Below are 14320 nucleotides of genomic sequence, written 5' to 3'. Positions count from 1 at the left end.
TGAAATAAATATACTATTAAAGTACTCTACCACTGGCGATGCTTAAGTATCAATGCGATTGGCTTTCAATTAGAAAAGGCTGTCGTTAAGAACAGCCTTTTTATTAAATTTAAATAAGCTCGCTTATGGATTCTGTTGTCCCGTTAAGCTTTTATTCGCTTCTATTTCAGCTCTGGGAATTAAGAACTGCCATTTAGGATCACCAGCCGGGATACTTACCGTACCTGACATGGTCAATGGTATAAAGTTTGGAAAGGCAGAAGGTGATCTGTCTAATGGTAGATTTAATCTCTTCAAATCTAACCATCTGAAACCTTCTCCCCATAATTCTACTCTTCTGTTAAGTAAAATTTCTTCAACTAAAGCCTGTCCAGAGTTAATAGATACAACCGCATTAGGATCTCTCGCTTTAACCAATGTAAATAAGGTATTCCTTGCATTCAAATCACCACCAGTTGTTTTAGCGTAGGCTTCTGCTAAGATTAAATACAACTCCGAAGATCTCATTAGAGAAACATCGGCCAATGTTGGTTGTCCCACAACCTTAACGGAGAACTTCCTACTCATAAACGGAACCCTTTGAAACCCTGTTGTAGGAAGTGGAAAGTTTGCTACCGTTGGAGACGGTTCCCACATTTTCTTCCTAACATCAGTAGCAGATATTTTGTTGTATGTAGCAGAATTAATCCTTTTAGGATTTCCTCTCATGTAAGTTGTATTAGCATTATAGGCAATTTGAGCGGCAAATGCGCCAAATGTATCAGCCTGGTCCGCTGCCGGGATCGAAGCCCACATAAACTCACTTAATGACGGAGCATCATTGAATCCTGTTTGATATGCTGCTACAGACATTAAAGGAAAAAGACCAGAATCGATCACATCTTTTGCAAATTTTATTGCGTTAGGATAATCTTGCATGGTTAAAGCAACCCGCGCTCTAAGTCCTTTGGCTACAGAAACATTGATATGGCTCTTGTTAACCCGTGTAGAAACATTCAAAGCAATTGCATCGTCCAAATCTTTGTTAATTTGAGTATATACTTCTTCTACGGTAGCCCTCGGTTTGTTCGTGTCTGTCGAAGAAATTAACAACGGAACACCCATTTGAGCATTAGGCTTAGTTGCAGCATCGTAGCGTTTGCCAAACATCTGCACTAAATAATAGTGACCATATGCTCTCAGAGTTAAGGCTTCGGCTTTAATCCGTTTTTTCTCATCGTCACTTCCGGTAGTAGCATCTATATTATCAATAATAAAGTTTGCATTACCAATTATTCTATAATAGAGCCTGTAAGCATAACTCACCATCCCGCTATTATCAGCTCTATGTGAATTCCAGGATCCCTCAGCCGTAAACCATGTATTGGTTGTTTGTCCGATATCATCCCCCATAAAGTCAAAGCTTAGGAACATTCCGCCCACACCTGGTTGATTTTGGCCGCCATATCTTTGGAACATATATCTGTAAATACCATTTAATGAGGTATTTGCATTTGCGGTAGTCGTAAATACAGCCGAGTTATCCACCTGATCGGTAGGGGCGGTATCCAGATATTCTTTTTTACATGATGATACCGAGAACATTATAGCTCCGAACAGTATCAATACTATTTTATTTTTCATGATTCTAATGATTATAAATTAACGCTCAAACCAAATGTAACCGTCCGACTTGGCGTGTAGCTTGTGCTGTTAGTTCCTGCAAATGATTCTGTTGGATTTAACCCTTTTCTTTTCGAAAACAAGGCTAAGTTTTCTCCAGAGGTATATAATCTTGCGCCACTAATATCCAGTCGATTAAGATATTTTTGAGGGATGCGATAAGACATATTCACGTTACTAAGTGCTAAATAGGAAGCATCGATCAGCCATCTGGTTGATTGAGCTGTAAAAAACGAGGTGCTTGTTACATCCAGCCTTGGAAAAGGCGAAGAAGTATTCGTTTCAGTCCACGCATTTAAAGCATCTCTATGAAGGGCAGCTCCAAAATTCACGCCCATTAAATCCGCATACTGACCATCATAAAACTTCCCGCCAATTTGATAATTAACCAGGAAAGATAATTGCAGCGCTTTATAACTAAACGTGTTAGTTACTGCACCAAAAAGATCAGGAATTGCAGTTCCGGAATAATCAAACCGTGCATTATTGAAGTTGGTAGTAACCCTTTCACCATTAACAGTTCTTATTTCTGTTGTTGCCGCTTCTGTAGGGTAGTATAAAGCCGCACCATCTGACGGATCTACACCTGCATATTGACGGAGGTAAAATTGATAGATGTCTTGCCCAACTTCATATCTCTTCGTTCCAGAAGTTATTTGAGGAGTTTCTGCAGGTAATTTTGTAATCTCATTCCGCACAATAGAGGAATTAGTTAAAATATTCCAGGAGAAGTTTTTCTTTCTTAGGATATCTCCACCTAATTGTAGTTCTAATCCCTTATTTGTCATTGTTCCAATATTCCTTCTTATGGAAGTAACTGGATCCGACAAAGGTTGTGGAACAGAAAATAATAGATCTGTGGAACCCCTGTTAAATGCTTCTAGTTCTCCAATAAGTCTGCCTTTAAAAAATGAAAATGCAGTACCGATGTTTAATGTATTTATTGTTTCCCATTTCAAGTCAGGAGTTGCTGCGCTTGACAATAAAATTCCAGGCTCACCTCCATTATTCCATCCCAAATCATAGAACGCCTGGTAGTTGTAATAAGAATCTAATGCATCGTTTCCAACTTCTCCATAAGATGCTTTCAATCTTAAATCATCGATCCAGGTTGCTTTCTTCATGAAGTTTTCCTTAGAAATTGACCATGAACCACCCATCGAATAGAAGACTCCATATCTTGATTGACGGGCAAATCGTGATGATCCGTCTCTTCTTAAAGAAGCATCAAGGAAGTATTTTTCATCTAAACTATAAGATGCTTTACTAAATAAAGATTCAATTCTGTACTGATCTTGTGATCCGCCAGAAGATTGAGGTGTTACGAAATTTGCAAACTCGGTATTTCCAGCTAAGATTTGGTTAACCTTTCTGGAGTTATTTGATTCAAGCTCCAGGTCATAATTTTCGTGACCAGCCAGGGCATTAAACGTATGTCGGCCGAAAGACTTGTCGTACGATAATACTTGGTTAAAAGTATATGACCTTGTTAAAGAATTTGTTCTAGAAGCAGCACCGTTCAATCCTGCACCATCTCCTACAATCGCATTTTGGTATGCTTCTGAATTTGATTGACGTAAGTCGATATTGAAACTTGGACGGAACGTAAAATCTTTCAAAAATTTAATCTCCATATACGTTCTTGCATTTGCAGCAACCCGTTTATTAATCACGTCGTTTAACAATGTTTCATAAACTACGTTTCTACCCGGACTTGCGCCACCTGGTCTGTTTACCGAGCTTGGATGAACACCATAGTCGTAAAACTGTGCACCTGTTGGTTCATTTATCGGATTTCCTGCTGCGTCATAAGCTCTGACAGGATATATCGGACCAATTCCTCTGGCAAATTGAAATATATTAATAAAACTCGCTGCATTACCAGTAGAAGCGTCCTGTGCCAAATTGCCATCTGATAGATTTCCTGCTAAATTTAAACCCGTTTTCAACCAGCTCTTCACCTGCGAATTCACGTTTATCCTCGCATTGAATCTATTGAAATCAGATTTTTGAATAAATCCTTTATCGTCCAGGTACCCTAAAGACACAAAAAAGTCTGACTTGCCATTATTTCCGCTTAAACTTAAATCCGCATTATTACGTGTTCCGACGCGTTGAAGTGGCGCATACCAGTCAAAATCGTTATAAAGTAAAGTTGCATTTGGATTAAGCTTTCCGTCCGCACCTACAACCTGATTGCCCGGAACATTGAACGGATTGTATACTAAACTATTAGCAGTCGTATTAGAAGCCTGTGTCGCAGCTGCAGCCGGACTTAACGCTGTTCCAGACCTTGGGTAAACCAAACTATTTCTTACAGCCTGCCAAATAGCAGGATAATATTCAAGGGTTCCTACACGATCATACTCAGGAATTCCTCGCTCAGAAAAACCTCTGTTTACATTTGCATTGATTCTGGTTTCTCCGATTTTCCCTTTTTTGGTTGTTATTAGAATAACACCATTGGCACCACGCGCACCATAGAGAGCAGATGAGGAAGCATCTTTAAGTAAAGAAACACTTTCGATGTCGGCAGCGTTTATATCGCCGATATTCCCATCATAAACAGACCCATCTAAAACATATAGTGGCGAATTAGATGCAGAAATAGAACCAAATCCTCTAATCCGGACTGCTGAACTCGTCCCAGGCTGACCGTTTGTAGCACCAACCTGGATGCCCGGAGCTACACCTTGTAAAACATTGGAAATATTTGTAACGACTCTGTTTTCAATTGCAGCAGAATTTAAAGTAGCTACCGAACCTGTAATAGCTTCTCTTTTAGCTGTACCATAAGCTACAACTACAATTTCATTTAATGCCCTTGAATCTGTACTCATTGAGGCGTCAATGACTGTTTTTGAGCCTATTGTAATGGTTTGACTTGAATATCCTATAAAAGAAAATTCTAGACTGGAAGCCGTTGATGGAACTGATAATGAATAGCTTCCATTCCCATCTGTTAAAGTTCCAATTTGCATCCCAGTAATTTTTACTGAAACTCCTGGTAAAGGCAAGCCATCTTCACTGGCAATTACCTTTCCTGTAATTCTTTTGTCTTGTGCGAAAGCGGCGCAGGCCAGCATCACAAAAGCAAAGAAAATACTTAGTAATTTTTTTCTCATGTGTGTTGTGTTGTTGATTAGTGGATTAATTGATAGGATATAAGGTAAAGATGTAGTACGGATTCTACAAACAAAGAAATTTATTGCAAAAGAATTGTTACAAAGCAATATTAATTAAAAATGGTTCACGTACCAGAAAACGAGTGTGCATACACTTGACGGAGAAAGAGAAGAGGTATCGTATGTTTTACACGAAAGACCGAGCGGTCTCTGCTCAAGCGATACGCTCAGCAATAATGATTCGCTTTGGGATGCGACGAGTTGATTTCGCTGACGATTTTTTTTACTTCTGATTCTGATGAAATTGGATAAGAAAAAGCAATAAATTTACTTCCTTTATCGCTAAATGTACCTTCAGCTATCGCATTTACTGTTTTATAAATATCGGTATAAAGCATTATCTGGCCGAGACGATAAAGATGATCGCAAAGATCGCTAAAACTAATCCGACATAATTAAGTTTAGTCAATTTCTCTTTAAAAACTAAAACCCCAACCAGGGAGCCAAGTACAATCACGCCGATATTCATTGCAGAGAACACAAGAGAAGGTTGTTCTGCCAGCGATTGATGCGCTTTCAAATAGAACAGGATATTTCCAAAATTCGCCACACCTAATATCCAGCCGCACACAACATTAATCCATGTAAATTTCAGCTTACGAACGAAAAATAAATATGAAAGGAATAGTGCAGAAACGGTAAAAGCCAGTATAAAAACAACGAACAACGACGTTGTAAAGGCGATGGAATCAGTTTTTGCGATCTGCTTAAAAAGAATATCAATCACACCCATTCCTACGAATACGGTCATTGGATATTTCCAGTACGATCTCGAATTCTGATCGTTTTTTTGCCAGGGTACGGAACAGATGATCGCCAAAAAGGCAAAAGCAATTCCTGCTGTTTTTAAGATGGAGTGAGCTTCTCCAAAGAAGAAAAAGGCTGCCAGAACTGGAATAAAAAGTGATAAACGCTGGGCAATATCAGTTTTTACAATGCCTGTATATCGTACCGAAAGCGCCAGAACAAGAAAGAGGGAGGGAAGAAGTATCCCTAAAACGATATAAGCCGGAAAAAGGCTTCCTTCGAATGCAGGCCATACCGGGTCATAGATAAGATAAGTAAGAAGGGCTGCCATCGAATAATTCCACATAATAGCCTGGCGGGTATCGATATTATACCTTTTGGCGAGCTTTAATAGTACCGAAACAAATACACTGCAGCAAATACTTAAAATAATGTAGATCATAGTGCGCTGTTTTGCCAAACATCGAGAGTGTCTGGCCCAATCTTAATGGTTTCAAGAATTTCGCCGCTAAGCTTGGGGGCTGCAATTCCGTTACCCCACTGAGCCGGACCATTGAACACCCGGGCTTCATCCCACAAACCTGCAGTAATAAACAGATTCAGCATCGTCGCACCTCCTTCAATGATTATTGATTGAATATCCATCAGATATAACTGGTAACAAACCAGCTGGGGAAGTAAGTTGTCAAAATCTTCAAGCTCCAGATACTTGATGTTTCCAACTATTTCCGTTTTAATCTGGTTAAGTATTATGGTATCCTGACTTTGATCGAATATATTCAGCTCTTTGGAAAGCTCCAGATTTCTGTCGACAATTATTCTAACAGGATTTCTCCCTTTCCATTCGCGAACATTTAATTGAGGATTATCAATCTTTGCTGTATTCTTACCAATTAACACACCATCTTCTTCACTTCTCCATCGATGAACAAGCTGTTTAGCAGGAGAGGATGTGATCCACTTTTGCTCCTTATTTTCAGGAGCAAAGAATCCGTCGCTTGTCTGTGCCCATTTTAAAATAATATAAGGGCGCTGTTTCTGGGTCCTTGTAAAGAATCGTTTATTTAACTGGATACACTCATTTTCAAGTATACCCATTATTACCTCAATTCCAGCTTCTTTTAGTTTTTCGACACCCTTGCCATTCACGGCAGTGAACGGATCACGACACCCTATAACTACCCTCGAGATCTTATGTAAAATAATTAGGTCCGCACACGGAGGTGTCTTGCCAAAATGGGAGCAGGGTTCCAGGCTTACATACATTGTTGATCTGCTCAGCAAAGATTCAGCATCAGCAAAAGCTTCAAAGACATTTTTTATAGCATTGACTTCGGCATGAGCTTCTCCGAATTTCATGTGAAAGCCTTCACCAATAATACGATCGTCACATACAATTACAGCGCCCACCATGGGATTCGGACTCACTGATCCAAGACCTAACATGGCGAGCTCAATACAGCGTGCCATGTATTTGCTATGTTGTAACATTTTGTAAAAGTAATTAGGATAAACTTAATTAGAAAAAGCTATTTTCTTTATTTGCTCACAGAATTATAAGCACAGTTTTGAGTTCAAATAGTTTACTTTGCGCTATGACAGTTGGTAGTATAGAAACCGTATTTATCGAAGATCTAAAAGAGATGTACGGATCTGATGAAGCCGGAAGTATTGCCTGGATCGTTATCGGTTTTGTTTGCAAGATTAACCGTTCTCAGTATCTGAGCAATAAGAGTAGTGAACTTAGCGACGATAAATTGTCTGTTCTTTATGAATTACTGACAGATCTCAAGAAAGGTGTTCCTGTTCAATACGCATTAGGCGAAACAGAATTTTATGGCTCTGTCTTCAAGGTTAATCCGTCTGTTCTTATTCCCAGACCTGAAACTGAAGAGCTCGTAGACTGGATCCTAAAGGATAGCAAAACCACTATATATGATACAAGTGGTATAACAATACTCGATATTGGAACCGGGAGCGGATGCATCCCTATAACACTTCGAAAATATTTGTCTAACTCCATTGTTTCAGCCATGGATATCTCTGAAGCTGCTTTAGAGACCGCCCGGGAAAATGCTTTTTTGAACAAAACCGAAATTTGTTTCATCCAGGATGATATTCTTCACCCGGGAGATTCATACAGTAAGTATTCAATTATTACGAGTAATCCCCCTTATGTCACACTTGCTGAAAAGGCCCATATGCATAAAAATGTCGTAGATTTTGAGCCACATATGGCGCTCTTTGTGCCTAATGATGATTCTCTCATTTTCTATAAAGCCATTGCTGAATTCGCAATTCTGCATTTAGAGAATACAGGCGCTCTATATCTGGAAATAAACGAGAATCTGGGACCACAGACAGTTGCACTTTTAAAAAGCAAAGGCTTCGCGAAAGTCGAACTCAGAAAAGACCTTCGTGACAAGGATCGAATGATAAAAGCACAACTAATCTAAATTATTTTTATATATGGTAACATCATATGAGGCTTCGTTAGAAGCGCTCTCAGTACATCGGGTCGGTAATAAGATCCAAAATGAATATTATAGTTTATCAGAGGAGCCCCTAAAAATAGATGACGAGGTACTTGCCGGGCTTTTAATGCAATATTTTCTCCACCCGTTCGAAAAGGAAAATGAAATTTACCGCTTCACTCATTCGAGCAGTGATTTAAACCTTAATGAATTGTTTCATTTTTGTTCTCGTATTTTTTCTGGGCCCGACTTATTTCATGAGCTTGGAGGGCAGATTACCAAGCACTTATTTGATATATCCAATCATCCCAAAATAAAGTCAGGTGAGTTGTATGTAGCTCGGTTCTCAGACCTGCAGCTTGAGGGCGAACTAGTTGATGCCATTGGAATATTTAAATCTGAAACCAAGGAACCATATTTAAAGGTAGATCCTGCAAAGGGCGGGTTCAACCTTAGTTATGAAGAACATGCGATCAATATTAATAAACTGGATAAAGGCTGTTTAATATTTAACACTGAAAAAACAGAAGGTTTTAAGGTAATGGTGATTGACCAAACGAACCGCACCGATGCAGCTTATTGGAAAGATGAATTCCTTAAACTGAAGATTAGAAACGATAGTTTTAATAAGACCAACACTACGTTAAGCGTATGCAAGAACTTTATCACGAATAAGATTGATGTGGATTTTGACATCTCCAAAGCTGATAAAATCGACTTGTTAAATAAATCGATAAAGTATTTTAAAGAGAAAGATAGCTTTGATATAAATGAATTTTCAGAAGAAGTTATTGGCAATGAAAAAGCGATTAAATCATTTAAAAACTTCACGAATGATTATAATAATGAGTTTGATGCAGGGCTGGGCGAATCGTTTGATATTTCCGGTGCAGCAGTCAAAAAGCAGGCAAGAGTTTTTAAAAGTATATTAAAATTAGACAAGAACTTTCACATCTATATCCATGGGGACAAAGAATTAATTGAAAAAGGCTTTGATGAAACCAAGTCTATGAATTTTTATAAAGTATATTTCAAAGAGGAGCAATAAACTAGCTTCTTGGATGAAAATGAACTATGGTTTCTCTTAGGTAATCTCTATCCAGGTGTGTATAGATTTCAGTAGTTGTGATGCTTTCATGTCCCAGCATTTCCTGAACTGCCCGAAGGTCTGCACCTCCTTCAATCAAATGAGTAGCAAACGAATGCCGGAAAGTGTGCGGACTAATATTTTTCGGAATACCAGCCACCTGTGCTAAATCCTTAATGATTAGGAAGACCATTACCCGCGATAGCGGACTTCCCCGGCGATTTAAAAAGACAAAATCTTCTTTTCCAGGTTTGACTGGAATATGGACACGGACCTCTTCTAAATATATTCTCAGATATTTTATTGCTTCCGAGCCAATAGGTACCAACCGTTCTTTATTTCCTTTACCCAAAATCTTAATAAACTCTATATCCAAATGGAGGTTAGAAATATTAAGGCCGATTAATTCGGTAACCCGCAAGCCGCTTCCGTAAAGCGTCTCCAGCATTGCTTTATTCCGCATGCCTTCTGGTTTCGAAAGATCAATTGCATCCATTATGCTATTAATTTCCTGAATATTAAGTGTGTCAGGAAGTTTGCGACTCATTTTTGGACTCTCGAGTAGGGCAGAAGGGTCCGAATCTATGTTTCCTTCCAGAATTAGATATTTGAAAAAGGCCTTTAATCCGGATAATACCCGTGCCTGCGTAGGAGGAATCATGCCAAGCTGGTTCACCCAAACCAAAAAATCTTTCAGGTCTGCAGTCGTAACAGCTTCAGGTTTTTTTTCTTCAGAGCGCGACGAGAAGAATTGTAAAAGCTTATCTACATCACGCAGGTATGCCTCAATCGTATTTTCCGATAGAGAACGCTCGAGTTTTAAATATGCCTTAAAGCCCCGTAGGCTTGACTGCCAGTCCAAATTATTTTCTAAGTTTGATTAAATTTAATTCTAATGAAGATACAGATCATTAACGGACCAAATTTAAACTTACTTGGCGTACGCGAGAAATCTATTTACGGTAGCAGTACTTTCGAAGACTATCTAAAAACCTTGAGGGAAAAATACAGTATCATCGATATCGACTACTTTCAGAGCAATATAGAAGGCGAGATCATAAACAAGCTTCATGAAGTAGGTTTTTCTTACGATGGTATTATTCTCAACGCAGGCGCATACACTCACACATCAATTGGTATTGCGGATGCAATTGCGGGGATAAACACCACAGTTGTGGAAGTTCATATCTCTAATATTTATGCGAGAGAGGAATTTAGACATATCTCGCTTTCAGGAAAGAATTGCAGGGGCGTTCTAACGGGTTTTGGCTTGGATGGATATCGCTTAGCCCTGGAAAGTTTCTTATAGACTTTTGAATGTTTTTTTCTTTAGAGCAAAGTAGTGCCAGACAATGCTAGTTTTAATTATCCCTGTCGAATTAAAACCTGCTGTCGGAATTTTACTGGCTTTTCTCGCATTCTTGAAAAGGTCTTTAAAGAATGAAACATGAGCTTTATTTACAGCCCAGGCATCCTTAGTTTTTCCATCATATAAAAACTTGATCAAAGCAATCAGATCCAGCCATAACCTGCAAAATATAACCAACGCAGAATGGAAGAAAGGCAGGTTTTTCTGGATTAAAATTAGATTATTCCGAAAATTCAGATACGTTTTGAATGGGTTCTCGGAGCTCAGTGTACCTCCTCCCACATGATAAACCACAGAATTCGGGCAATACATCACTTTTAGTCCGATGTTTTTTAATCTCCAACATAGATCAATTTCTTCCATATGTGCGAAGAAATCTTCATCCAGGCCGCCTACTTCTTCCCATCTCGATCTTCTGATAAAAAGAGCCGCCCCTGATGCCCAGAATATCTCTTTCACATCATCATATTGTCCAGTATCTGCTTCAACCGTGTCGAAAATTCGTCCGCGACATAGTGGATAGCCTAGAAAATCCATGAACCCGCCCGCCGCTCCAGCATATTCAAACATGTGCTTCGCTCTATATGAGCGTACTTTAGGTTGTGCCGCAGCAATTTTGCTATCACTTTCCATAAGTTCGATAACTGGTTCAATCCATCCCGGTTCAACTTCTACGTCTGAATTGAGCAATATATAGTAGTCACTCTCCACCTGATCAAGAACTTTATTGTAACCACCAGCAAACCCGTAGTTTTTGTCGTTGAGAATTATTCTTACCTTGGAATAATGGGATCTGACAAATGAAACAGAATTATCAGTCGAAGCATTATCACCAATAATTACTTGAAGGTTTGGATAAGTACTTGCGCATATCGAAGGTAGAAACTGTTCCAAAAAGCTTTGGCCATTCCAGTTCAGAACTACAATACTTACACTTGGCAAATTATTCATGTTTGATGTCTTCGGGCTTAAACTTCCATCTTCTATGAGACCATAGCCAAAAATCGGGATTGTTGATTATTAAATTTTCAAGTTCATCTGTATGAGCATCTGTTATTTCATATTCGGAACATTTTCGGGGATTGTCTATGAGTGGTTTAACTACACTGGTGTAATATCCTCTTTTTATACGTTTTATGCTGAAATAAATTATGGGATTATTGGTCTTTAATGCGATTTTTTCTACCCCAAGAAACACAGCGGTTGGTTGGTTCAGAAAAGTGGTGAAATACTGTGATTCGTCCCTGGTTGGGGTCTGATCTCCAACCAGAACTAAGACATGTGGCTTGTTTTTATATTCCGCCACTTTTCTAAGAGTTTGTTTCATGGGGATCATAACAGTTCCAAACCTTGACCGGACTTTATTAAGGAGATGGTCAAAATTCTTATCTGTCATCGGTTTATAAACGACTAACACATCGTGATTTAATTCCAGAGCGATTCCTAAGGGTCCCCATTCCCAGTTCCCATAATGTCCGGATACTGCGATCACCGATCGTCCCTTTTCAAGGTGTTTGGTTATGTCCCCGAGATTTTCAAACTGGTAGCGTTGCTTCAACTCTTGCTTAGTTATTGATATGCTCTTAACGGATTCGACAATCATATCTGCCAGAAAACTAAAATATCTTCGTTCAATAGCAGCACGTTCTTTGACAGATTTTTCAGGAAATGCATTTGCAAGATTCGCCTGGACTACCTGGCGACGGTATTTAAACAGATAGTAAAGGAAAAAAAATAGGATGTCCGAAAGTAAATAGAGGATCCAAAATGGCAATAAGGATATTAATTTAAGCAATGAAGCGATAAGGCGGAATAAAAGTCTATTCATTCTAATAATCCAGCTTTCTCCATTGCAAGTTGATTATTATTCTTTATGATTCTCATGATATCTCCGTAAGGATTTATATTTCTTAAATTCGGCCTCGGCATGACAAATTTAAATCAAACAATGCAAAAAGGAGCAATATTCCCATTATTTTATCTGCCTCCGATTGAATACTTCAGGGCAGTCCAGCAGCACAAAAATCTTTTTTTTATAGAAAATGCCGAAAACTTTGAAAAACAAAGCTATCGGAATAGGGCATCTATTCATTCCCCAAACGGAAAACTAGATCTTATAGTCCCTGTTGTAAAAGGCTCGAAGAATCACACGAAGATTAAGGATGTTAAAATAAGTTACGATTTTAATTGGCAGCGCCAGCATCTGATGAGTTTGCAGACTTCATATAGAAGTTCGGCATATTTTGAATATTATGAGGATGATCTAATGCCTTTCTACGAAAAAAAATGGCCATTTCTATTTGACTTCAATCAAGAACTTTTAAGTCTGTTGCTTCGTTTTCTCAAGATAAACGTGGCTTATAAATATACAGAGATTTTTGAAAAAGAATATACCGACTGCGATGATTTTAGACTGAGTATTCATCCCAAAAAGACCGAAATGCTCCAGTTTAATCCTTATTTTCAGGTTTTCGAAGAAAGAAACGGTTTTTTACCTAATTTAAGTATTGCAGATCTACTTTTTAATCAAGGTCCCCAGAGCAGTAAATATTTATAGTCAATGGCTAAGATCCGACGTATACATTTAAAGCAAAAAAAGTATATCCCATTGCCGGGTAGTAGTCCGGGTGCAATTCAATTATTTGAAGGTGCTTTGCCGCCCAAAATAACAGTTTATGCCTATGATAGTTCAGAATATTATTGTGATGAACTTAATTCCATTGACGAACTGGATGAACATTTAAAAAAGCGCCCAGAATTAACGCATTGGATAGATATTCGTGGGCTAGGAGACCTTAGCCTTTACGACTATATTGAGAAGGAATTTAATATTCATAAGCTGGTATTGGAAGATATTGCGAACATTCAGCAACGTCCCAAATTAGATGAATACGATGATTATTTGTACGCTGTAAGTAGGATGCTTTATGTGGATACTGGGCTTGAAATTGAAAATGAGCAAGTATCCTTCATTCTGTTTCCTAAAATCCTCATTAGCTTTCAGGAGAATTACATCCAGAAGTTTGAACCGGTTATTTATAGGCTTAAATCGGGTAAGGGAAATATTCGGAGTGGTGGTTCATCGTATATGCTTTATTCACTTAAGGATGTAATTATTGATGACTACTTTACGCTCATTTATAAGCTCGGTGATGAACTTGAGACAATAGAGGAACTTTTATACCGCAAGCCCGACAAAAGTTTAATGTATCAGACTCAATCTATAAAAAGAGCGATGATCATGATCAGGCGTACAGCCTGGCCGGAACGGGATAAAGTGAATGACATGATCCGCAGTGAGAGTAAACTGATTACCAAGCATACCAGGACTTTCCTTAAAGATACATACGATCATTGCATGGAGGTTATTGATCTGGTTGAAAGCTATAAAGATGTTACTACCAGTTTAATCGACATGAATCTTTCCTTCATCAGTAACCGGATGAATGAGATCATGAAGGTGTTAACAATTATTTCTTCAATCTTCATTCCTTTAACGTTTATCGCGGGTGTATACGGGATGAATTTCGCATATCAGGATCCGCAGACCGGAAAAATGCTTGAAAACAATATGCCTGAGCTATATTCGGAAAACGGCTATGTGTATACGATGGCCGTAATGGTATTGATTGCACTTGTACAAATGATTTACTTCTGGAGAAAAGGATGGTTAAGTAATAAGTAAATCTGTAAGGGTTGAACGATGCTATTTGGATCCTTTTAAATAGTTTAGCGTTATCAAAACGCCCTGTTTGTCGTCTGTAATTGCTACTTTTATCAATGCAATCTTTTGAAC

At 38.5% G+C, this 14320-nt stretch carries 13 protein-coding genes; 5 read left to right on the top strand and 8 right to left on the bottom strand.

Translation table 11 applies throughout. The annotated features are described in order from the left end of the window. Window positions 1–123: 123 nt before the first annotated feature. The 5 genes from WBJ10_RS01295 to ribD form a co-directional block, all read right to left on the bottom strand. Window positions 124–1623, bottom strand: coding sequence for a RagB/SusD family nutrient uptake outer membrane protein (locus WBJ10_RS01295; RefSeq protein ID WP_424287751.1), 1500 nt, complete (start codon window positions 1621–1623; stop codon window positions 124–126). Between the two features lie 11 nt (window positions 1624–1634). Next, the gene (locus tag WBJ10_RS01290) at window positions 1635–4787 is read right to left on the bottom strand and encodes a SusC/RagA family TonB-linked outer membrane protein (RefSeq protein WP_424287750.1); all 3153 of its coding nucleotides are present in this window, start codon (window positions 4785–4787) and stop codon (window positions 1635–1637) included. A gap of 227 nt (window positions 4788–5014) precedes the next feature. Continuing rightward, window positions 5015–5185, bottom strand: coding sequence for a YigZ family protein (locus WBJ10_RS01285; protein ID WP_424287749.1), 171 nt, complete (start codon window positions 5183–5185; stop codon window positions 5015–5017). Then, window positions 5185–6036: an EamA/RhaT family transporter gene (locus WBJ10_RS01280; RefSeq protein ID WP_424287748.1), complete on the bottom strand. Its 852-nt coding sequence runs from the start codon at window positions 6034–6036 to the stop codon at window positions 5185–5187. Before WBJ10_RS01280 ends, WBJ10_RS01285 begins: the two co-directional genes overlap by 1 nt. Continuing rightward, window positions 6033–7085, bottom strand: a complete 1053-nt coding sequence (ribD, locus tag WBJ10_RS01275; RefSeq protein WP_424287747.1) for a bifunctional diaminohydroxyphosphoribosylaminopyrimidine deaminase/5-amino-6-(5-phosphoribosylamino)uracil reductase RibD — start codon at window positions 7083–7085, stop codon at window positions 6033–6035. The genes WBJ10_RS01280 and ribD overlap by 4 nt, the downstream gene beginning before the upstream one ends. Before the next feature lie 104 nt (window positions 7086–7189). On the opposite strand from ribD, the gene prmC reads away from it, so the two are divergent. Beyond that, a complete protein-coding gene (prmC, locus tag WBJ10_RS01270) occupies window positions 7190–8050 on the top strand; it encodes a peptide chain release factor N(5)-glutamine methyltransferase (RefSeq protein ID WP_424287746.1) in 861 nt (286 codons plus the stop codon). 13 nt (window positions 8051–8063) lie between these two features. Further along, a complete protein-coding gene (locus WBJ10_RS01265; protein ID WP_424287745.1) occupies window positions 8064–9116 on the top strand; it encodes a nucleoid-associated protein in 1053 nt (350 codons plus the stop codon). A gap of 1 nt (window position 9117) precedes the next feature. Here WBJ10_RS01265 and xerD read toward each other — a convergent pair whose 3' ends face one another. Next, window positions 9118–10017, bottom strand: a complete 900-nt coding sequence (xerD, locus tag WBJ10_RS01260) for a site-specific tyrosine recombinase XerD (RefSeq protein ID WP_424287744.1) — start codon at window positions 10015–10017, stop codon at window positions 9118–9120. Window positions 10018–10050: 33 nt separating this feature from the next. Here xerD and aroQ point away from each other — a divergent pair, with 33 nt between their 5' ends. Next, window positions 10051–10464, top strand: a complete 414-nt coding sequence (gene aroQ, locus WBJ10_RS01255; protein WP_424287743.1) for a type II 3-dehydroquinate dehydratase — start codon at window positions 10051–10053, stop codon at window positions 10462–10464. Here aroQ and WBJ10_RS01250 read toward each other — a convergent pair. Both WBJ10_RS01250 and WBJ10_RS01245 read right to left on the bottom strand, forming a co-directional pair. Next, a complete protein-coding gene (locus WBJ10_RS01250; RefSeq protein ID WP_424287742.1) occupies window positions 10459–11475 on the bottom strand; it encodes a glycosyltransferase family 2 protein in 1017 nt (338 codons plus the stop codon). The genes aroQ and WBJ10_RS01250 overlap by 6 nt on opposite strands. Then, window positions 11468–12352 (bottom strand): lysophospholipid acyltransferase family protein, encoded by an 885-nt coding sequence (locus tag WBJ10_RS01245; RefSeq protein ID WP_424287741.1) that lies wholly within the window; start codon window positions 12350–12352, stop codon window positions 11468–11470. The genes WBJ10_RS01250 and WBJ10_RS01245 overlap by 8 nt, the downstream gene beginning before the upstream one ends. 99 nt (window positions 12353–12451) lie before the next feature. Here WBJ10_RS01245 and WBJ10_RS01240 point away from each other — a divergent pair, with 99 nt between their 5' ends. Both WBJ10_RS01240 and corA read left to right on the top strand, forming a co-directional pair. Beyond that, window positions 12452–13081, top strand: a complete 630-nt coding sequence (locus WBJ10_RS01240) for a WbqC family protein (RefSeq protein ID WP_424287740.1) — start codon at window positions 12452–12454, stop codon at window positions 13079–13081. Between the two features lie 3 nt (window positions 13082–13084). After that, on the top strand, window positions 13085–14209 hold the full coding sequence (gene corA, locus WBJ10_RS01235; protein ID WP_424287739.1) for a magnesium/cobalt transporter CorA: 1125 nt from the start codon (window positions 13085–13087) through the stop codon (window positions 14207–14209). The last annotated feature ends 111 nt before the right edge of the window (window positions 14210–14320 follow it).

The sequence above is a fragment of the Daejeonella sp. genome (genome assembly GCF_049655485.1).
Classification (GTDB): Bacteria; Bacteroidota; Bacteroidia; order Sphingobacteriales; family Sphingobacteriaceae; genus Daejeonella.
The sequence above is the reverse complement of the archived record's forward strand: the minus strand, read 5'-3'. Positions and strand labels throughout refer to the sequence as shown.

Excerpts from the sequence above, each read along its gene's own strand:
- WBJ10_RS01295 (WP_424287751.1), bottom strand. The coding sequence starts at position 1,623 with ATGAAAAATAAAATAGTATTGATACTGTTCGGAGCTATAATGTTCTCG.
- WBJ10_RS01290 (WP_424287750.1), bottom strand. The coding sequence starts at position 4,787 with ATGAGAAAAAAATTACTAAGTATTTTCTTTGCTTTTGTGATGCTGGCC.
- WBJ10_RS01285 (WP_424287749.1), bottom strand. The coding sequence starts at position 5,185 with ATGCTTTATACCGATATTTATAAAACAGTAAATGCGATAGCTGAAGGT.
- WBJ10_RS01280 (WP_424287748.1), bottom strand. The coding sequence starts at position 6,036 with ATGATCTACATTATTTTAAGTATTTGCTGCAGTGTATTTGTTTCGGTA.
- ribD (WP_424287747.1), bottom strand. The coding sequence starts at position 7,085 with ATGTTACAACATAGCAAATACATGGCACGCTGTATTGAGCTCGCCATG.
- prmC (WP_424287746.1), top strand. The coding sequence starts at position 7,190 with ATGACAGTTGGTAGTATAGAAACCGTATTTATCGAAGATCTAAAAGAG.
- WBJ10_RS01265 (WP_424287745.1), top strand. The coding sequence starts at position 8,064 with ATGGTAACATCATATGAGGCTTCGTTAGAAGCGCTCTCAGTACATCGG.
- aroQ (WP_424287743.1), top strand. The coding sequence starts at position 10,051 with ATGAAGATACAGATCATTAACGGACCAAATTTAAACTTACTTGGCGTA.
- WBJ10_RS01250 (WP_424287742.1), bottom strand. The coding sequence starts at position 11,475 with ATGAATAATTTGCCAAGTGTAAGTATTGTAGTTCTGAACTGGAATGGC.
- WBJ10_RS01245 (WP_424287741.1), bottom strand. The coding sequence starts at position 12,352 with ATGAATAGACTTTTATTCCGCCTTATCGCTTCATTGCTTAAATTAATA.
- WBJ10_RS01240 (WP_424287740.1), top strand. The coding sequence starts at position 12,452 with ATGACAAATTTAAATCAAACAATGCAAAAAGGAGCAATATTCCCATTA.
- corA (WP_424287739.1), top strand. The coding sequence starts at position 13,085 with ATGGCTAAGATCCGACGTATACATTTAAAGCAAAAAAAGTATATCCCA.